Source organism: Micropruina sonneratiae, assembly GCF_025972045.1.
Taxonomy (GTDB): Bacteria; Actinomycetota; Actinomycetes; order Propionibacteriales; family Propionibacteriaceae; genus Micropruina; species Micropruina sonneratiae.
Window position 1 is genome coordinate 318,577 of sequence record NZ_JAPDHX010000005.1, and the last position, 19,078, is coordinate 337,654.

Sequence of the window (19,078 nt, forward strand, 5' to 3'; positions counted from 1 at the left end):
GGACCAGTCAATCAGTCGGGCGCGGGGACGGGAACGGTTTTTCCGCAACCCGCCGGGTTGGGACCCACGATGTCCAGCCGCGCGGTAGGCCTCGGCTAGTTCTCCAATGGGCGGTTGGTGGTGAGCATGTGCCGCATCCGGTCCTGGTTGGCGGGCAGCACGACCAGTTCCAGCGCGACCGCTATCTCACGGCGCAGCAGTTCCTGCTCGGTGACGGACTCGTCGCCGGTCAGCATGCCGGCCAACGCCCCGACGATGCGCCGGTCGGTCGCCGAGGCGTCCGCCCAGCCGGCGTCCAGCGCTTCGAGCCGAGGGTCGTGCAGGGGGTAGGACGCCGGCTCGGCGCGCCGCTCGGCGCCGACGAGCTCGAGCGCGACCGCCTTCGCCCGCTCGAGCACCCGGGACGCGTTCATCACGATCTCGTCGGACGGCACCAGCAACCCCTCGGCTCGGGCGCCGAAGGCCGAGGTGCTGACCGCGCTGGTCGAGGCCAGCGCGAACGCCCGCGCGGCCGGGTCGGGGTGCCCGCGCAGGGTGGCCCGCACCACCGACCGGGTGACCCCGCCCCAGGCCGGGATCAGGCCGACCTTGCGTTCGGGGAAGCCCGCGTACAGTTCGGCAGCGGCGACGATGTGCTGCCCGGCCAGCATCAGTTCGCAGCCGCCGCCCAAGGCGAGCCCGTGCGCTGCGGCCACGACCGGGAACGACGCGGCCCGCAGCCTGGCGAAGGCTTGCTGGCCGCGTTCGGTGAACCTGCGCAGTTCGTCGGCGTCGTTGCGTTCGACCAGGCCGGCGAACACGTTCAGGTTGGCGCCGGCCGAGAACGCCCGCGGATGGTCGGTGCCGATCACCAGCGCGGCGAACCGTCCCGCCGCGCCCAGCTCCAGGGCCTGGTCGACGAGGTCGAACAGGCCCGGCTCGCACACGTTCATCTTCGTCCTGAGGGTCAGGCACGCCACCTGATCGCCCAGGTCCACCAGGGCGGCGGACTCGTTCTCGGCCAGCACGCCGACCGCGTCCGCCACCCGCAGCGGCACCGCGGGCTCGTCGACGACGGTGCCGTCGCCGGCCAGCAGCTTGCCGGGCTGCGGCCGGAACCCACCGGCGTCGGCGGCCTGCCGCAGCAGGGTGGGCACGGGGCGTGCGTCGGCCTCGAAGCGCTCGACCAGCCAGCCGGCGCCCACCTGGTCGGCCAGCTCGAACGGTCCGGCCTGCCAGGCGTACCCGAGCTTCATCGCGTCGTCGATCAGTCCGATGTGGTCGGCGATGGCGGGTGCGGTCAGGCAGCAGTAGTCGACCAGTTCGCGCAGCACCGCCCACGTGTAGCGGCCACCGGCCGAGTCGGTCTCGCAGGCAGCCCTCAACCCCCGCGCGGCCAGTACCGGGTCGGCCGGGGTGCGCCGCGGCCGGTATTCGAAGGTGGCGGTGTCGATGACCTCGTCGACGGGCCCGTCGGCGGTCTTCTGCCGGCGGGTGAATCCGCCCGGACCACGGCGCCCGAGCAGCCCGCGGTCGAGCAGCCCGGTGAACGTGGGATCGGCGGTGATGTCGTAGCGGTGGTAGCCGTCGCCGGCCGGGAGCAGCTTCAGGAAACTGGTCCAGATCAGCGGCACCAGGTTGATCCCGACCAGGTCGAACAGGCCGAAGACGCCGGTGCGGGGCGTGCCGAAGGCCCGGGCCATCACCGCATCGGCGGTCTCGATGTCGACCTCGCCGCGAAGCGCTTCGGCGGCCGCCGCGGCCATCCAGAAGTTGCCGATCCGGTTGGCCAGGAAGCCGGGGGTGTCCCGGCAGCGCAGCACCGTCTTGCCCAGTTGGTGGTCCCCCGCCCGCTGCAGCCGCTCAGCCACGGATGGCTCGCTCGCCGCCCCGGCCACGAGTTCGAGCAGCGGCAACTGCCGCGGCGGGTTGAAGAAGTGGGTGATTGCGAAGTGCCGCACGAAGCCCTCGTCGCGGCCCTCGACGAGCTGCGCCAGCGGGATCGTGGACGTGTTCGAGCTGACGATCGTGTCCGGCCCGCGCTGCGCCTCGATGGTGGCGTACAGGGCGCGCTTCACCCCGAGATCCTCGAAGACCGCCTCGATCACCCAGTCGGCGCCGCGGTAGGCGTCCACGTCGTCGACGACGTTGCCGGGCCTCACCCGCTCGGCGAACACCGGCAGCATGAAGCCTCCGGCCTTGACCTGCCGCGCGATGGCTTCGCGCGCCAGTCGGGAACGGTCGTCGCCGGCGTCGTCGGGCACGACGTCCAGCAGCGTGACAGCCACGCCCGCATTGGCGAGGTGGGCGGCGATGCCCGACCCCATTGCCCCCGCCCCGACCACCACTGCCGTTCGGACGTCTGTGTGGTTCATCGACACCTCCGTTGGTCCTCCTCGGATCGTAGCGACCAGGATCGGCCTTCGGTCCGGACGTGATTGACTCGGGGCGTGCAGGTGAACCTGATACTGGGCTCCGGCGGCGCGCGGGGATTCGCGCACCTGGGCGTGATCGAAGAGCTGCGGGAACGCGGCCACGAGGTCGTCGGCGTCGCCGGCACCTCGATGGGCGCCCTGGTGGCCGGCGTCCTGGCGGCCGGCACGATCGACGAGTTCAGCGCGTACGTGCGCACCCTCACCAGGGCCGACTACATGCGCCTCACCGACCTCACCCTGGGCGCTCCGGGACTGGTCCGGCTGCAACGGGTGATCAAGGAGCTGCACCGGTTCGTCGGCGACGTCCGGATCGAGGACCTGCCCATCCCCTACACGGCCGTCGCGACCGACATCGATCAGGTTCGCGAAGTGTGGTTCCGCAGTGGCCCGTTGATCGCCGCCATCAGGGCGTCCATCGCGATACCCGCGGTGTTCACTCCGGTACGGATCGATGAGCGGCTGCTGGTGGACGGCGGCCTGCTCAACCCGCTGCCGATGGCCGCCGCCATGGAGATGCCCGGCTCGGTGAGCGTGGCGGTGTCGCTGTTCGCCCGGCCGCCGGGGCTGCACAACGGGGGCAGCCCCAGCCACGAGTCCTCCGACGCCGCCAGCGCCGACAACGGCGACATCGCCACCGACGCGAAGCAGCCGTCGTGGGGCGCCCGGATCGGCGAGACGCTCAGCGACAGCTGGGCCGGCCGACGCATCCACGAACTGCTCAGCCCGCCCGAGCCGGACAAGCCGTACGAGGACCTGCCGTCGGATGTGAACATCATGGACCTGCTGGGCCGCACCCTCGACGTGATGCAGGCGAGGATCGAGGTGGCCCGCACGGTGCTGGAGCCCCCGGACGTGCTGATCGGCGTACCCGTCGACACGTGTTCGGTGCTCGACTTCCAGCGCTGCGCCGAACTCATCGACCTCGGCCGCACGCTGGCCGCCGCAGAGTTCGACCGGATCGGCCTGTAGCCGGCCGGACGTCTCCGCCGATTCGCTCGAAACCGTCGGGCCGATCGGCAAGGATGGCAGGGACGCCGAAGGGAGAAACCAGCATGACCGTGAGGAAGAACAAGGACTACGGCAAGGAGCCGTACGTCGTCGACATCGAGAAGCGGACGCTCGCCAACGAGAACTTCCGCACCACGGTGTGGACGGGCGCACACCTGCAGCTCACCCTGATGACGATTCCGGTGGGCGGCGACATCGGGCTCGAGGTGCATCCCGAGAACGACCAGTTCCTGCGCCTGGAGCAGGGCAAGGGGCTGGTCGAGATGGGCCCCAAGAAGTCAGACCTGAGCTTCCGTGAAGAGGTCGAGGACGACTGGGCCGTCCTGGTGCCCGCCGGCACCTGGCACAACATCACCAACATCGGCGACGAGCCGATGAAGGTGTACGCGCTGTACGGGCCCGCCGACCACGAGCCGGGCACGGTGCATCCGACCCAGCACGACGCCGAGACCGACCCCGCCGAGGACTGAGGCGGCCAGCGCGCCCAGCATCGCCGCGCCAACCAGGGCGGCGTCGGACAGACCCAGGGCCCACCCGCGAGGGCGTGCGAGGCGATCAGCCGGCGTGCGACGGCTGGTGGGTGCTGCGAGGCTGTCATGGCGGTGCCTTCCGATCCGCCACAAGCGGGGTGGGGGCGTCCGGCAGATACCGGAATGAATCGGGGCCCGGTGTCCTTATCCGGGGTGGGTGTCCGTCGACGGCCACCAGCACCGTTCCCGAAGGAGCTCCAGATGCGCATTGCAGTCATCGGCGGCACCGGCTACGCCGGCGCCCACATCGTCAACGAGGCCCTGGCCCGCGGCCACGAGGTCACCTCGGTGGCCCGCTCGGCACCCGCCGAACCCATCGAGGGCCTACGGCAGGTTCGGGCGTCGGTGCTGGACACCACGGCGGTGGCCGAGGCGGTGCGGGGAAGTGATGCCGTCGTGTTCTCGGTGCCCGGCCGGGGCGAGATGAGCGGCAAGGTGCGGCCCGCGGTGAGCGAGTTGCTCGCGGCGCTGGACCCCGGCGTCCGGCTCGGTGTGATCGGCGGTGCGGGCGGCAGCCTGGTGGCGCCGGGCGGCCCGCGGCTGATCGACGGCGACTTCCCGGAACAGGCCCGGGCCGAGGCCGAGGAGGCCATCGGTGTGCTGGAGGACCTGCAGGCCGACACCACCGGTCGGGACTGGTTCTACGTCCATCCGGCCGCCGGCTTCGGCGCCTGGGTTCCCGGCGAGCGGACGGGCCACTACCGCGTCGGCGGCGACGTGCTGGTCAGCGACGCCGACGGCAACTCGTTCATCTCGGGCGCCGACCTGGCCGTCGCCGTGCTGGACGAGCTCGAGCGGCCCGTGCACCAACGCGAGCGGTTCACCGTGGGCTACTGAGTCACTGACGCTCAGGGCCAGGGGTTGGCGGTGCAGCCGTCCAGATCGACACTCTGCTGCATCATCACCGGCGCCTTCTTGCCCGCGCCGCCGCAGTCCCGCTGCTTCTCGCCCAACAGTTGCCCCACGGCGTGGTTCACCAGGTAGGTGCGGTAGTCGGCCAGGCTCGCGTAGGTGGACGCCCCGGCCTTCCAGCGCTCGGCGTTGAGGACGACGGCGTCCTGGGTGGCGCAGCTGTAGGCCGCGTCGGCGTCCGACCCGCACAGCTGTGCGGCGGTGCCGGTGCTGGCCAGGTACAGCGTGATGTCGGCCTTGGACTTCGGCACCAGGGCGAAGCGCACGTCGCCGTCGCCGGTCCAGCTGCGCGGGTCGTTGAGTACCTCGGCGACGGCGCCGGCGGCGGTGTCGGGCTTGACCTTGGCGGTGGTTTCGACCGCGATCGCGTAGCGGTACAGGGTGCCTTCCGAACCGGCGGCGTCCGCCGTGGAGGTCGACCAGGTGTATCTGCCCGAGGACTTCATCGTGCTGGTCGGTGTCGTGGTCGGCTGTTCGGTGGCGGTGCCGGTCGCGGTCGCGGTGCCGGACGGCGTCCCGGTCTGCGTCGCAGTCGTAGTGGGGGTCGCGGACGCAGTGAACCGGGTGCCGGTCGGGGCGGGGACGGCGATCGTCGGCTCACCGGCCCGCTCAACGGGCGCGGACAGCGCGCGCACGCCGACCACCAGCCCGATCAGGGCGGCGACGCACGCCGCGATCAGTCCGATCCGCCCCCAGTTCGGCTGTCTGGTCTCGCGTCGATCCACCGGTTCACCCTAGGCGAGCGGGCCGGACGCCCCGGGTTACGACCCGCTGCCGGCCGGATCGCGATCAGGATCTGCGCTGAGGCGGTGTGCCGGCCCGCTCGGTGCGCAGCAGCACCAGCCCGGCGACCGCTGAGACCGTGGCCCCAGTCGTGGCGATCCAGGCCGCGACGTGCGGGTCGAACGCCTCGATGAGCTGCCCGGCGACCGCCGCACCGGCCGCGACCCCGACCACCAGGGCGGTGGACAGCACGGTCATCACGGTGCCCGTCCGCTCCGGTGGCGTGATGCGTTCGGCCGCGGCGAACGACGACACCAGCATCGGGCCCACCATCACGCCGACCAGCAGGCACGCCGCCGCCATGCTCGGGGCGTCCCAGGCCAGCGTCAGCAGCGGCGCCACGAGCACACACGCCAGGCCGAACCAGGCGATCCGCGCCCCGGCCCCGAGCCGCCGCGGCAGTCGGTTGCTGAGCAGGCCCATGCCGGCGCTGCCCAGCGCCATCGCGCCGTACACCGCGCCCGCGACGGCCTCCTGATCCTGCAGGGTGAAGAACGCCGCGACGCTGGTCTGCGAACCGCCGAAGATCAGCCCGACGCCGCCGGCGGCCAGCGCCAGCCAGGCCAGCGCCGCCAGGTCGACCCGGTCGGGGGCCTCGGCGTGCCGCTGCCTGCCGTGGCCGGCCGGCGGCAGCGCAGTGCGGTGCCGCGCGAAGCCGACTTGACCGACCCAGGCCAGCACCAGCGTGGCCAGCAGCGGAGCCTGGGGCGAGACCGCTGCGAGCACGGTGGCCAGCACCGGCCCGAGCACGAACGACACCTCGTCGACGGCCCCCTCCCACGCCATCGCGGAGGCGGTGAACGTCGTCCGGTCCGGACGCGTCGCCGCGGCCTGCGACCAGCGGGCCCGGGCCATCGCACCCAGCTGCGGGTTCGCGAAGCCGGTCAGCGCGGCGCAGGCCAACGGGACGGCCAGGGCGGCGCCGGGCCGGCAGGTCAGCATGAATCCGATCAGTGCGCAGGTCTGGACGACGGTGGCCGCCACACCGACCAGCCGGTGCCCGAACCGGTCGGACAGGTGACCGACGAGCACCGCGCCGAAGGCGCCGCCCAGGCTGAGCGCAGCGGCCACCAGGCCGGCCAGTGCGAAGGAGCCGAGCTGGTGGTGTGCGTACAGCAGCAGCGACAACGGCAGCACGCCGGTCGGCAGCCGGCCCAGGAAGCCCAGCACGACGAACGACGTGCCCTGGGTGCGCAACAGCGCCCGGTAGGGCAGATGCTGCGCCATGTCGTTCTCCTGCTGGGGTTACTCGATGCGGCCCCGGCGGTTGGGGCGGGTCCGCACAAACGACGGCGAGGCGGGGAATTCCCCGCCTCGCCGTGGTGGTGCCTGGATCAGGCGGCGACGACGCTCACGTTGATGTGGGCGGTCACGCCGCTTGTCAGCTTGAGGCCGACGGTGTGCGTACCGACGGTCTTGATCGGCTTGGCGATCTCGACGGCGCGCTTGTCGACGGCCGGGCCGCCTGCCTTCTTCACGGCCAGCACGATGTCGGCCGGGGTGACGGCGCCGAAGAGCCTGCCGCTGTCGCCCGCGTTGGCCGGCAGCGAGACGGCCAGCGCCTCGAGCTGGGTGCGGATCTCCTTGGCATGCTCGACGTTGCGGATCTCACGGGCGTCGCGCGCCCGCTTGATGCCGTCGATCTGCTTCTCGGCACCCTTGGTCCACTTGATCGCGAAACCGCGGGGCAGCAGGTAATTGCGGCCGTAACCGTCCTTGACCTCGACGATCTCGCCGGGGATGCCGAGGTGGTCGACCGGTGCAGTCAGGATGAGCTTCATGCGTGGGTCCTTCCTTCTCAGCGGGCGGTGGACGCGTACGGCAGCAGGGCCAGCTCGCGCGCGTTCTTGACGGCGATGGCGACCTTGCGCTGCTCCTGGACGGACAGGCCGGTCACCCGGCGGGCACGGATCTTGCCGCGCTCGGAGATGAACTTCCGCAGGGTCGCGGTGTCCTTGTAGTCGATGTGGCCGATCCGCACGGACTTGGCCGGCGCGATCTTCTTCTTGTTCACAGGCTTGCGCTGCGATGAGGCCATTGTGGTGCTCTCCTTCTGAGTGAGCCCGGCCGGAGCCGGAATGACATGGGTGAGTGAGTGGGTGAGTCGCCGGAACCGACGATCAGCCGCGGCCGATCAGAACGGAGGCTCCTCGCTCTGGGCCTGCGCCCAGGGGTCGTTGCCGGCCGACCGGTTGCTGTTGCCGCCCCCGGCGTTGCCGCCGCCCGACGACCAGGCGTCCGAACCGCCGGAGTTGCCGCCGCCACCGGAGTAGTTGCCGCCACCTCCGCCGGAGTTTCGGGAGACCTTGGCCGAGGCGTACCGCAGCGAGGGGCCGACCTCGTCGACGTCGATCTCGAACACGGTGCGACGCTCGCCCTCACGGGTCTCGTAGGTGCGCGACTTCAGCCGGCCCTGGACGACGACCCGCATGCCCTTGGTCAGCGACTCGGCGACGTTCTCGGCCGCCTGCCGCCACACCGAACAGTTGAGGAACATGGCGTCCCCGTCCTTCCACTCCTGCGTCTGACGGTCGAACGTCCGCGGGGTGGAGGCGACGGTGAAATTGGCCACGGCCGCCCCGGACGGGGTGAAGCGCAGCTCGGGATCAGCCGTCAGGTTGCCGACGACGGTGATTTGGGTTTCGCCTGCCATGAGTGTGTTCTTTCGATCGGGTGAGTGTGTCGATCAGAGCCTGCCGGCCGGGGCCGACAGAAACGCCTAGCGGGTGTCGGGCCGGATGACCTTGGTCCGCATGATCTGCTCGTTCAGGGTGAACTGGCGGTCCAGCTCCTTCACGACAGCGGGCTCAGCGGTCAGGTTGATGACGGCGTAGATGCCTTCGGACTTCTTCCGGATGTCGTAGGCGAGCCGGCGACGTCCCCAGATGTCCAGGTTGTCGACGGTTCCACCGGACTTCGTGAAAGCCGCCAGCGGCTTTTCCAGGACGCCGTTCACCTGACGGTCGTCCACGTCGGGATCGATGATCACCATGACTTCGTACTGACGCATACGCGAACTCCACCTCCTCTGGTCTCGAGCGGCCATGAGCATTTCCCATGGCAGGAGGGCGTGATGCAGTTGGTGCCAGGAGGCACCAACGGTCAACATTAGCCGTCCGTACCCCGCCGCCGCCAATCGGGTGGCCTGAAATGGGGACAGTCCCCATTTTCAGGTCAGGCGCAGGTACTCCTCGATCGTGACGTCCGCACCCAGTGCCCGGATGGCCGTGGCCTGCGCAACGCCCACGTAGCGCCAGTGCCAGGGCTCGAAGCCGATCCCGGTGATCTTCGTCGTCCCCTGCGGGTAGCGCAGCACGAAGCCGTAGTCCTGGGCGTGGCGGCGCAGCCAGCGCCACTCCCTGGTGTCGTCGAAGCTGGTGCCGCGGCCGGACGGGCTGCGCAGGTCGACGGCCAGCCCGGTCTGGTGCTCGCTGGTGCCCGGCTTGGCGACGTACTTGGCCGTCCAGGCGCGTCCCATGCTGGCCAGCCGGCTGTTGTACAGCGCCGACTGGGCACCGTAGGAGCGGTAGCCGGAGACCACGTCCAGTCGCAGTCCGGCCATGCGCACCGCCCGCTGCAGCTTCGTGAAGGCCCTCGCAGCGGGCTTCGCCAGCGGCTGGCCGGACGCCAACTCGGGCGTGTAGCGCGAGCCCACCGGGTGCTCGGCCGAGACCACCACGATGCCGTTGACGGTGAGCGGTGTGTTGCGCGCCTTGCCCGAGCGGTCGTCGACGGGCGTGGACGCGGGCCGCAGCGCCGGCGTGTCGGACGCGGTCGCGCTCGGGCCCGCCGGGCTGGTCGTCGAGGTGCCCGGCGCGCCGCCCGGGCTGGGCACACCCTCCGACGCATCGCTGGTCGGATCCGACGCAGCCGACGCAGGGCCGGTGGCGCCCGTCCCGGCCCCGGCCGTGCACCCGCTGAGCTGGACGCCGACCGTGGCCGCCAGCAGCGCCGCGACGGTCGCGGCCAGCCGCCTTCGTGCCACCGTCACCGCCACCCCCTTCGTCCGCCGGCCCCGCCCGCCGGGGGCCCCGCCCATCGTGACACGGTCGGACGCCCACGCCGTCCGAGGCGCGACCACGAGAGCCGCACCCGGCCGGCCCGCTGATAGACCTGACCAGTGGTCCCCCCGACGAAAATCACCCGTACCGCCATGCTGGTGTGGGGTGTCGGCGTCGGCTCGTACATGCTCACCGTGTTCCTGCGCAGCTCGCTGTCGGTGGCCGGCCTGCTCGCCCAGGACCGCTTCGGCATCAACGCCTCCCAGCTCGCGACATTCACCATGCTGCAGCTGCTCGTCTACACCGCACTCCAGGTGCCGGCCGGGTTGGCCGTCGACCGGTTCGGCCCGCGCCGGCTGCTGATCGGCGGCATCACCGTGCTGGCGCTGGCCCAGGTCGGTTTCGCGCTGGCGTCCACCTACCCCGCCGCCCTGCTCGCCCGGGTGTTCACCGGGGCCGGCGACGCCGTCATCTTCATGAGCGTGTTACGCCTGGTCAACTCGTGGTTCCCCACCATGCGGGTGCCGTTGTTCACCCAGATCACCGGCTTCCTCGGCCAGCTCGGCGCCATGTCCGCCACCGTCCCGGTGACGCTGCTGCTGCGCAGCGCGGGCTGGACGACGACCTTCCTGGCCCCGGCCTTCCTCGGCCTGGTCTTCGTCGGGCTGCTGGCGGCGTTCGTGCGCGACACCCCCGAACACCGCAACCGATCCGGCACCCCCATCTCGCGCCGGCACATCACCGGCACCCTGCGCGAGGTCTGGGGCCGCACCGGCACCAGGCTCGGCTTCTGGGTGCACTTCTCCTGCACGTTCAGCGGCAACTTCTTCGTCCTGCTCTGGGGCTACCCGTACCTGGTCGAGGCCCAGCACGTCGACCCGATCAACGCGGGGCTGATGCTGACCTGCATCACGCTGGTGGCGGTGCTGGTCGCGCCGTTGGTCGGGCAGTTCGTCGCCCATCGGCCGTTCCACCGTTCGACGTTGGTGCTGGCCACGCTCGGCTTCCAGATGACCGCCTGGGCGGCGGTGCTGCTCTGGCCAGGGACCGCCCCGCTGTGGCTGCTGGGCGTGCTGGCGGCCGCGATGGGGACCTGTGCCCCGGTGTCGATGATCGGCTTCGACTACGCCCGGACGTCCAACCCGGCCGACCAGCAGGGCAGCGCGACCGGCGTGATCAACCAGGGCGGCTTCATCGCCACCATCGTCAGCGTGTTGACCGTCGGGCTGATCCTGGACGCCCTGACGCCGGCAGGACAGCCGCACACGGCCGAGGCATTCGGCTGGGCGATGTCGTTCCAGTTCGTGCCGTGGGTGATCGGCACCGCGCAGGTGGTGCGCTACCGGGTCCGCTCGCGGAACGAGTTCCGCGATCGCGACGTGGACGCCTACGAACGGTTCCGCCGCGGGGACCTGAGCGTCGACTGGAACCTGAGCGTGCGTCCGCCCGAGCCGGGACGGTGACGAGCACCGGTGTTTCGCACAGCGGTTGCAGGGCGGACGCACAGGTGTCGAGGCTTCCTTGAGACCTAGTGTCACTCGGCGGCGAATCGGCTTAGCCTGCACCAAAGCCCCCGCCGACGTTGTGAGACCTCATGCGCCCACGAGCACTGCTAGCCGCCGCATCCGCCCTTCTCGTCCTGGTGGCGCCGATCAGCCAGGCCACCGCTGCGAGCAATCCGCCGCCGCCGAAGACCCTGCAGACGCCGGGCATCGACGCCCACCTGGGGTACAAGGCGCAGAGCACCTGCAGTCCCGAGGCCAAGCCGGGCACCTCCCGGCTGATGAAGGCGCTGATCGCCAAGTGGGGCGGTGCCAACTGGGGCATCTCCCGGTTCTGCAGCAGCGGCGGTGTCTCCGAGCACAAGGAGGGGCGGGCCCTCGACTGGCACATGGACTCGCGCAAGGCGTCCGATCGGGCGAAGGTCAACGAGATGATCACGTGGGTGACGGCGAACAACGGTGAGGTCGCCTACCGGCTCGGCATCATGTACATCATCTGGAACCAGCGGATCTGGTCGATCTACTACCAGGAGCTGGGCTGGCGCACGATGGCCGACCGGGGTTCGTGGACGGCCAACCACAAGGACCACGTGCACATCTCGCTGTCCTGGGACGGGGCGATGGCGCAGACCTCGTGGTGGACGGGCAAGGTCCTGACGGTTCCGCAGCTGGGACCGTGCGGAACCAGGTCCTACGCGGCCTGCCTGCCGGTGATCGGACGCTCGTCGTCGACCAGCTGGACGCGGGTGAGCGTCGGCCCCTTCACCCCGTACCCGTCCAACGTCCCGGCGATCGCCGGCAGCGCACGGGTCGGGCTGACGTTGCGGCTGGTCCGAGGCACCTGGCCACCCGCCGGCGCCACGTTCAACCAGCGCTGGCAGCGCGACGGCAGATCGATCCCCGGTGCGACCGGCGAGACCTACACCCTGACCGCCGACGACGTGGGTCACGCCATCACGGTCCGGGTGCGTGCCACCCTGGGCGCGTCCAGCGTCGTGAAGACCTCCGACGAGACCACCGACACCGTGAAGGGCGTCTTCCCGACGCCCCGCCCGAGTGTGAGCGGCACCTACGTCTACGGGTCGATCCTCAAGGGCACGCCCGGGGCCGGCTTTCCGGCCGGGACGTCGTTCGCCTACCAGTGGCAACGCGACGGCAAGGACATCTCCAGCGCCTCGTCGTCGACCTACCAGGTGCGGGAGGCGGACATCGGCCGCGGCCTCAGGCTGCGGGTGCGGGCCAAGTTGCGGGGCTGGATCACCGACTACACCTACACGGTCAACGCCACGGTGCAGCCCAAGACGTTCCTGGCGACCGCGACGCCGGTCATCGACGGCATCGTCCGGGTGGGGGGCGAGCTGACCGCGAACACCGGCAGCTGGACGCCGCCGGCGACGTTCAGCTACCGCTGGTACCGCGACGGCAAGCAGATCTCCGGCGCGACCTCGAAGACCTACACCCTCACCGCGGCCGACAAGGGCAGCACGATCAAGGTGCGGGTCAGCGCCAGTCGCAAGGGCTACACCTCGGTGGCCACGTACTCCAAGGCGACCGCAACGGTGGGTTCGGGTATCACGAGCTACCCCGTGACCATCGAGGACAACACCCCGCGGGTGGGGCAGAACATCGGCCTCAAACGCGGAGTCTGGCAGCCCGATCCCGTCTCCTACCGCTACAAGTGGTACCGCGACGGCGAGGTGATCGACGGGGCGACCGCACGCCGCTACACCGTGACCGCAGCCGACTACGGCAAGCGGCTGCGGGTGCGGGTGATCGGCACCAAGGAGGGCTACCCGGCGGTGAACCGGCTGTCCGCCGAGACCTCCAAGGTGGCGGCCGGATCCCTGTCGACGAGCGGCGTCTCGGTGAGCGGGGACGCCGTCGTGGGCGGCACCGTGACCGCCTCCGAGGGCACCTGGTCGTCGGCGGACGACCCCGACGTGAAGGTGACGCCGGCCTTCGGCTACCAGTGGTACGCCGACGGCACCCCGATCGACGGCGCCACAGCCCAGACCTACACCCCGACCGACGGCCAGCGCTCGGCGGCACTGACGGTCGTGGTGACGGCCGCCAGCACCCGCTACGCGCCGACGTCGGCGACGTCCCGGCCGGTGACCATCGAGTAGCCACGGCTAGGCTCGCGGGCATGATCGCCATGGGAGCACACGTCGACCAGGCCGACCCGATCGCCGAGGCGAACGCCCGCGGCGCACGGGTGAGCCAGTTCTTCCTCGGCGACCCGCAGGGCTGGAAGGGTCCGCAGGTCGCCTATGCCGGGGGTGCCGCGGCGCTCAGGGCGGACGCCGAGGCCGCCGGTGTCGCGCTCTACGTGCACGCCCCCTACGTGCTCAACGTGGCCAGCACCAACAACCGCATCCGCATCCCGTCGCGGCAGCACCTGCAGAAGCAGCTCACCGCCGCCGCAGAGATCGGGGCGGCGGGCGTCATCGTGCACGGCGGCCACTTGGGCGCCAAGGAGGCGCCCGAGATCGGCTACACCAACTGGTTCAAGGCGGTCGAGGGCCTCGACATCGCCGTTCCGTTGCTGATCGAGAACACCGCCGGCGGGACCAACGCGATGGCTCGCACTCTGGCCAGCATCGAGCGGCTGTGGGCGGCGGTCTCGGAGTCGAAGAACGCCGACATGGTCGGCTTCTGCCTCGACACCTGCCACGCGCATGCCGGCGGCAACGAGCTGCTCGGCCTGGTCGACCGCGTCCGTGCCATCACCGGCCGGGTCGACCTGATTCACGCCAACGACTCCCGGGACGCCTTCGACTCCGGTGCCGACCGGCACGCCAACTGGGGCACCGGCCACTGCGACCCCGACGGGGTCGCCGACGTGCTGCGCAGCGCCGACGCTCCCGTCGTGATCGAGACCCCCGGCGGCGTCGCCGAGCACGTCCGCGACCTGACCTGGCTGGCCGAGCGGTTCTAGCGCACCAGCGGCCCTGGTCGCTCCGGGGTCTCCCCGGGCGCCTGTCGGTTGCGTCGGCGGTCCTCGTCATCCCGGGCTTGCCCCGGGATCTCGTTCAAGCGGGGTGTTTGTCAGTTGCGTCTGCGGGTGAGGAAGCGGGCGTGGATGCGGGGTTTCTGGTGGGGGTCGACTCTGCGGGGTGGCCGGATCTCGCTGGTGCCGTCGGGGCGCAGGGTTAGGGTCCATCGGTGGGTGGTGGGGTTGTGGCTGGGTTCGATGAGGGCGTGGTGGTGGGGGCAGAGCAGTGCCAGGTTGGCTAGGGCGGTGGTGCCGCCGTTCCACCAGGGCTCGATGTGGTGGGCGTGGCAGGTTTCGGGTGGGTTGTCGCAGCCGGGGAACACACAGCCCTTGTCTCGGTGATTGAGGGCTGCCCGGATCGGCGCGGTGACGAGGCGTTGTTGTCGGCGGACGTCGAGGACCTCGGAGGGACCGCCGAGCACGATGGGCAGGATGTCGGCGTCGCACAGCAGCCGCCGTAGCACGCTGGGCGCGATGCCCTGCCCCGTGCCGGTCGTGCCGGTCGTGCCGGTCGTGCCGATGTCGTGGGCCTGCGCAGCAGGGTGTCGTAGGACAGGGTGACCACCAGCCGGGGCCGGTCCCCGCCCAGGCAGGGTGCGAGTGCTTGGTGCTGGTGCCGCTCCACGAGCCGGCACAGCGCATCGGCGCGGCGCTGCGCCGCAGTCACCGTGGGCTGCAGCGGGTCGGCTGCCTCGAGGCCGCGTGTGAGCTGCGCGGCGTAGCTGTCGATGAGTTTCCTAAACGGTTCGGCATCGACCACGGGCAGACTGCCCCGGACCAGCACCGACCCGTGCCCGTCATCGGTGAGGGTGAGGAACCGGCGGGCGTGGGCCAGCCTTGCTTCCCTTTCGAGCCGCCCGGCCTCACGCGCCTCGACCGTCTCGGGCGACAGCACCTCGACCAGATGATGAGTCAATCGGCGCAGCTCGGCACTGTTATGGGTCTGGGCGAACCCGATCATGGTGGATTCACCCTCGATGATCTGGTCGGTGTCGAAGTCGTCGGGCAGTTCGGCCAGCACACTCGTGATCGCTTCGGCCTGGACTGCCGACACCTCCCCGGTGCGGGCAGCCTCACCCACCAACCCGAACTTTGCCAGACCTTCACCGGCACGGATCAGCCGGCGCGACTCGCGCGGGGTGAGCCGGGCCGCGTCGGCCAACCAGGTCGTGGTCGACGTGCCATACACCCGAACCGCCACCTCGTCGGCCTCAACACCGGCCATCAGTCCCTGCACCCAGACGCTTACTCGGGAGGCGACCCGCACCGCCGCCACCGCCAACCCCAACCGCTGCTGCGGAGACTCCAGCCGTAGCCGGTCATCGGTCAGGGCGTCCAGAACGCCATCGAGCACCGCGACCAGATCGTGATCGCTGTGATGCCCGAACGAGTTCTCCATACCTCACACGCTACACACCGCCCCTGACGCGTTTCGAACACCCAACAAGTAATCCACAAGCATCAGAAACCGGTATTAGTTATCCACAGATCACCTTAGAGCCCTTGATAAATCGGACAAGACGCTCCGCCCGACTGGCTCGACAACCGAGATCCCGGGGCAAGCCCCGGGATGACGCACCCGCGTGCTCGTCCAACCACGGGAACGCGCGACCTTGGACCCTCGGCAGACATCGTGCGGCCGACCCAATAGCCTGTCAGGCGTGACTCGAAGCATTTATGTCGCCGCCCCCGAAGGTCAGACCGGCAAGTCCGTGGTCGCGCTCGGCCTGCTCGACACCCTGCTGCGCGAGGTGGAGTCGGTGGGCGTGTTCCGTCCTCTGGTCCGCTCCGGCGGTCCGGACGACATCCTCGAGATGATGCTCGGCCAACCCGGGGTGACGCTCGACTACGACGACGCCGTCGGGATCACCTACGACGAGATGCGCAGCGACCCTGAGCGCGCCCTGCAGACCATCGTCGACAAGTTCGGCCGGATCAGCCCCCGCTTCGACGCCATCGTCGTGCTCGGCTCCGACTACGCCGACGTGACCAGCCCCACCGAGCTGTCGTTCAACGCCGACGTCGCCGCGAACCTGGGCTCGTCGCTGCTGCTGGTCGTCAGTGGCCACGATCGCGACGTGGACGACATCCGCAGCGCCGCAGAGTCGGCACTGAACGAGTTCACCGCGCACCACGTGCAGACGATCGGCGTGTTCGCCAACCGGGTGAACCCCGAGATCCTGGAGGGGACGGCCCGGGCCCTGCGCGACCTCACCCACCTGGTGGTGGCGGCGCTGCCGTCCGACCCGGTGCTGATCGCGCCGACGCTGCGCGACCAGTTCGAGGCGGTCGGCGCCCGCCAGGTGCTGGGCAACCCCGATCTGCTCGACCGCGAGTCGCAGGACGTGGTGGTGGCCGCCATGACCCTGCCGAACATCCTGTCCCGGCTGGTCACCGAGGCGACCGTGCTGATGCCGAGCGACCGCTCGGACCTGCTGCCCGGCCTCATCCTAGCCCACCATTCCGGCTCGTTCCCGCAACTCACCGGGGTGATCCTCACGGGCGGATATCCGATCCCCGACAACGTGCGCAAGCTGTTCGACGGCATGCATCTCGACCTGCCGATCGGGATGACCGACCAGGGCACCTACACCACGGCGAAGGCCGTCTTCAACACCCACGGCCTGTTCACCTCCTCGCCGCGCAAGGTGGAGATTTCACGGCGGATCTTCGCCGAACACGTCGATGCCGAGGCCCTGATCAAGGCGATCGAGGTCGAGCCGTCCAAGGCGGTCACCCCGCTGATGTTCGGCTACCAGCTCAACGAGCTGGCCCGCCGTGACCGGCGCCGGATCGTGATGCCCGAGTCGTCCGACGACCGCATTCTCGAGTCGGCGTCCATCCTGCTGCAGCGCGGCGTCGCCGACCTGACCCTGCTCGGCGACCCGGTCGAGATCAAGACCCGCGCCTCGGCGATGGGCTGGGTGCTGGACGGCGCCGAGATGGTCAACCCGACCAACCCCGAGCTGGTCGAGCGGTTCTCCGAGGAGTACGCGAAACTGCGCGCCCACAAGGGCGTCACCGTCGAGCAGGCCCGGGAGAAGATGAAGGACCTGTCCTATTTCGGCACCATGATGGTGCACCTGGGAATGGCCGACGGCATGGTCTCGGGGGCGATCAACACCACCGCCAACACCATCAGGCCGTCGCTGGAGTTCATCAAGACCAAGCCGGGCGTCAAGGTGGTGTCGGGTTCGTTCCTGATGTGCATGCCCGACCGGGTGCACGTGTACGCCGACTGCGCCGTCAACCCCGACCCCACGGCCGAACAGCTGGCCGACATCGCGATCAGCTCGGCCGAGACCGCTGTCGCCTTCGGCATCGAGCCGCGGGTCGCGATGCTCTCCTACTCCACCGGAACCTCGGGTTCGGGAGCCGACGTCGACAAGGTCCGGCAGGCCACCGAGTTGGTCCGCGAGCGGCGTCCCGACCTGGCGCTGGAGGGCCCGATCCAGTTCGACGCCGCCGTCGACCCGGCGGTGGCGCGCACCAAGCTGCCGGATTCCGCGGTGGCCGGCCGGGCGACGGTGTTCATCTTCCCCGACCTGAACACCGGCAACAACACCTACAAGGCCGTCCAGCGGTCCTCGGGTGCGGTGGCGATCGGCCCGATCCTGCAGGGCCTGAAGAAGGCCGTCAACGACCTGTCCCGCGGCGCGCTGGTCGACGACATCGTCAACACCGTCGTGATCACCGCCATCCAGGCCCAGACCGAGACCCACTGACCCGACCCTAGGAGCACCCGTGACAACCCCCATCCTGCTGCTCAACGCGGGATCGTCCTCGATCAAGTACCAGGTCATCGACGCCGACGACGAGGACGTCCTGGCGTCCGGCATCATCCAGCGCATCGGCGACGAGTCCGGAACCATCGACCACACCGTCGACGGCCAGACCTTCCACGAGACCCGCGGCTTCCCCAACCACGGCCGAGCGCTGACCGTGCTGGTGAAGATGTTCGACGAGCACGGCCCGGCCCTGACCTCGGTGCGCGCGGTCGGGCACCGCATCGTGCACGGCGGATCCTTCTTCAACTCGACCACGGTGCTCACCGACGAGGTGCTCGACCGCCTGCGCGAGGTGTCCCCGCTGGCACCGTTGCACAACCCGCCGGGGCTGGCCGGTGTCGAGGCCGCGATGCGCAGCCTGCCGGACGTGCCGCACGTGGCGATCTTCGACACCGCCTTCTTCTCCACCCTGCCCGCCGAGGCCTACACCTACGCCATCCCGCGCGAGTTGGCCGCCGAGCACGGCATCCGCAAGTACGGCTTCCACGGCACCTCGCACAGCTACGTCAGCCGAAAGGTCGCCGAGGTGCTCGGTGAACCGTACGAGTCGTTCGACCAGATCGTCTGCCATCTCGGCAACGGCGCCTCGATCTCGGCGGTGCGCGGCGGCGAAGCCGTCGAGGCGTCCATGGGCCTCACCCCGCTGGCCGGGCTCGTGATGGGCACCCGCTCCGGTGACGTCGACCCCGGGCTGCACGCCTTCCTGGCCCGGCGGCTCGGCATGAGCATCGACGACATCGACACCCTGCTGAACAAGAAGTCGGGCATGCTCGGCCTGTCCGGCGTGACCGACTTCCGCGACATCAACGAGCTGATCGCCGAGGGGGATGCCGACGCCAGGCTCGCCCTGGACGTCTACACCCACCGGCTGCTGAGCTACATCGGCTCGTACATCGCCGTCCTCGGCGGCGTGAAGGCGATCACCTTCACCGCGGGGGTCGGAGAGAACAACCCGGGCCTGCGGGCGGCCATCGCCGACCGACTCGCCTTCCTGGGCGTCACCCTGGACGCCGCCGCCAACGACACCCGATCGAAGGAGCCCCGGGTCATCTCGGGTCCGGATTCGGCGATCACCCTGCTGGTGGTGCCCACCAACGAGGAGCTGGCGATGGCGCGCGAGACCAAGGAGGCGATCGGCGCCTGAG

The 19,078-nt window shown here is 70.3% G+C and carries 18 protein-coding genes; 8 read left to right on the forward strand and 10 right to left on the reverse strand.

Annotated elements, in window-relative coordinates; all coding sequences use genetic code 11:
* Positions 1-95: 95 nt before the first annotated feature.
* Positions 96-2,354, reverse strand: coding sequence for a 3-hydroxyacyl-CoA dehydrogenase/enoyl-CoA hydratase family protein (locus OIE40_RS14460; RefSeq protein WP_264703342.1), 2,259 nt, complete (start codon positions 2,352-2,354; stop codon positions 96-98).
* Positions 2,355-2,429: 75 nt separating this feature from the next.
* Between OIE40_RS14460 and OIE40_RS14465 the strand changes: the two genes are divergently transcribed.
* The 3 genes from OIE40_RS14465 to OIE40_RS14475 all read left to right on the forward strand — a co-directional run bounded on the left by OIE40_RS14465 (position 2,430) and on the right by OIE40_RS14475 (position 4,789).
* Complete coding sequence (locus OIE40_RS14465) at positions 2,430-3,383, forward strand: patatin-like phospholipase family protein (protein WP_264703344.1); 954 nt, start codon at positions 2,430-2,432, stop codon at positions 3,381-3,383.
* Positions 3,384-3,466: 83 nt separating this feature from the next.
* Positions 3,467-3,892: a cupin domain-containing protein gene (locus OIE40_RS14470; RefSeq protein ID WP_264703346.1), complete on the forward strand. Its 426-nt coding sequence runs from the start codon at positions 3,467-3,469 to the stop codon at positions 3,890-3,892.
* A gap of 261 nt (positions 3,893-4,153) precedes the next feature.
* On the forward strand, positions 4,154-4,789 hold the full coding sequence (locus tag OIE40_RS14475) for an NAD(P)-dependent oxidoreductase (RefSeq protein WP_264703347.1): 636 nt from the start codon (positions 4,154-4,156) through the stop codon (positions 4,787-4,789).
* 11 nt (positions 4,790-4,800) lie between these two features.
* On the opposite strand, the gene OIE40_RS14480 is transcribed toward OIE40_RS14475, so the two are convergent.
* The 7 genes from OIE40_RS14480 to OIE40_RS14510 form a co-directional block, all read right to left on the reverse strand.
* Entirely contained in the window at positions 4,801-5,589 is a 789-nt protein-coding gene (locus tag OIE40_RS14480) for a DUF3152 domain-containing protein (protein ID WP_264703349.1), read from the reverse strand.
* A gap of 64 nt (positions 5,590-5,653) precedes the next feature.
* Complete coding sequence (locus OIE40_RS14485; RefSeq protein WP_264703351.1) at positions 5,654-6,874, reverse strand: MFS transporter; 1,221 nt, start codon at positions 6,872-6,874, stop codon at positions 5,654-5,656.
* Between the two features lie 107 nt (positions 6,875-6,981).
* Positions 6,982-7,428, reverse strand: coding sequence for a 50S ribosomal protein L9 (rplI, locus tag OIE40_RS14490; protein ID WP_264703353.1), 447 nt, complete (start codon positions 7,426-7,428; stop codon positions 6,982-6,984).
* 17 nt (positions 7,429-7,445) lie between these two features.
* A complete protein-coding gene (rpsR, locus tag OIE40_RS14495; RefSeq protein ID WP_264703355.1) occupies positions 7,446-7,685 on the reverse strand; it encodes a 30S ribosomal protein S18 in 240 nt (79 codons plus the stop codon).
* A 96-nt stretch (positions 7,686-7,781) separates the two neighbouring features.
* Positions 7,782-8,300: a single-stranded DNA-binding protein gene (locus tag OIE40_RS14500; RefSeq protein ID WP_264703357.1), complete on the reverse strand. Its 519-nt coding sequence runs from the start codon at positions 8,298-8,300 to the stop codon at positions 7,782-7,784.
* Positions 8,301-8,366: 66 nt separating this feature from the next.
* Complete coding sequence (rpsF, locus tag OIE40_RS14505; protein ID WP_264703359.1) at positions 8,367-8,657, reverse strand: 30S ribosomal protein S6; 291 nt, start codon at positions 8,655-8,657, stop codon at positions 8,367-8,369.
* A 159-nt stretch (positions 8,658-8,816) separates the two neighbouring features.
* Entirely contained in the window at positions 8,817-9,638 is an 822-nt protein-coding gene (locus OIE40_RS14510) for a M15 family metallopeptidase (protein ID WP_264703360.1), read from the reverse strand.
* 129 nt (positions 9,639-9,767) lie between these two features.
* Here OIE40_RS14510 and OIE40_RS14515 point away from each other — a divergent pair, with 129 nt between their 5' ends.
* The 3 genes from OIE40_RS14515 to OIE40_RS14525 all read left to right on the forward strand — a co-directional run bounded on the left by OIE40_RS14515 (position 9,768) and on the right by OIE40_RS14525 (position 14,088).
* Positions 9,768-11,111, forward strand: coding sequence for an MFS transporter (locus tag OIE40_RS14515; RefSeq protein ID WP_264703362.1), 1,344 nt, complete (start codon positions 9,768-9,770; stop codon positions 11,109-11,111).
* 179 nt (positions 11,112-11,290) lie between these two features.
* Complete coding sequence (locus tag OIE40_RS14520; RefSeq protein ID WP_264703364.1) at positions 11,291-13,276, forward strand: VldE C-terminal domain-containing protein; 1,986 nt, start codon at positions 11,291-11,293, stop codon at positions 13,274-13,276.
* A 20-nt stretch (positions 13,277-13,296) separates the two neighbouring features.
* Complete coding sequence (locus OIE40_RS14525) at positions 13,297-14,088, forward strand: deoxyribonuclease IV (RefSeq protein ID WP_264703366.1); 792 nt, start codon at positions 13,297-13,299, stop codon at positions 14,086-14,088.
* Positions 14,089-14,198: 110 nt separating this feature from the next.
* Here OIE40_RS14525 and OIE40_RS17070 read toward each other — a convergent pair whose 3' ends face one another.
* Both OIE40_RS17070 and OIE40_RS14535 read right to left on the reverse strand, forming a co-directional pair.
* Positions 14,199-14,468: an HNH endonuclease gene (locus tag OIE40_RS17070; protein ID WP_264703367.1), complete on the reverse strand. Its 270-nt coding sequence runs from the start codon at positions 14,466-14,468 to the stop codon at positions 14,199-14,201.
* Positions 14,384-15,544: a DUF222 domain-containing protein gene (locus OIE40_RS14535; RefSeq protein WP_264703369.1), complete on the reverse strand. Its 1,161-nt coding sequence runs from the start codon at positions 15,542-15,544 to the stop codon at positions 14,384-14,386. Before OIE40_RS14535 ends, OIE40_RS17070 begins: the two co-directional genes overlap by 85 nt.
* A 262-nt stretch (positions 15,545-15,806) precedes the next feature.
* Between OIE40_RS14535 and pta the strand changes: the two genes are divergently transcribed.
* The gene (pta, locus tag OIE40_RS14540) at positions 15,807-17,870 is read left to right on the forward strand and encodes a phosphate acetyltransferase (RefSeq protein WP_264703371.1); all 2,064 of its coding nucleotides are present in this window, start codon (positions 15,807-15,809) and stop codon (positions 17,868-17,870) included.
* A 19-nt stretch (positions 17,871-17,889) separates the two neighbouring features.
* Positions 17,890-19,077 (forward strand): acetate/propionate family kinase, encoded by a 1,188-nt coding sequence (locus OIE40_RS14545; RefSeq protein ID WP_264703373.1) that lies wholly within the window; start codon positions 17,890-17,892, stop codon positions 19,075-19,077.
* The last annotated feature ends 1 nt before the right edge of the window (position 19,078 follow it).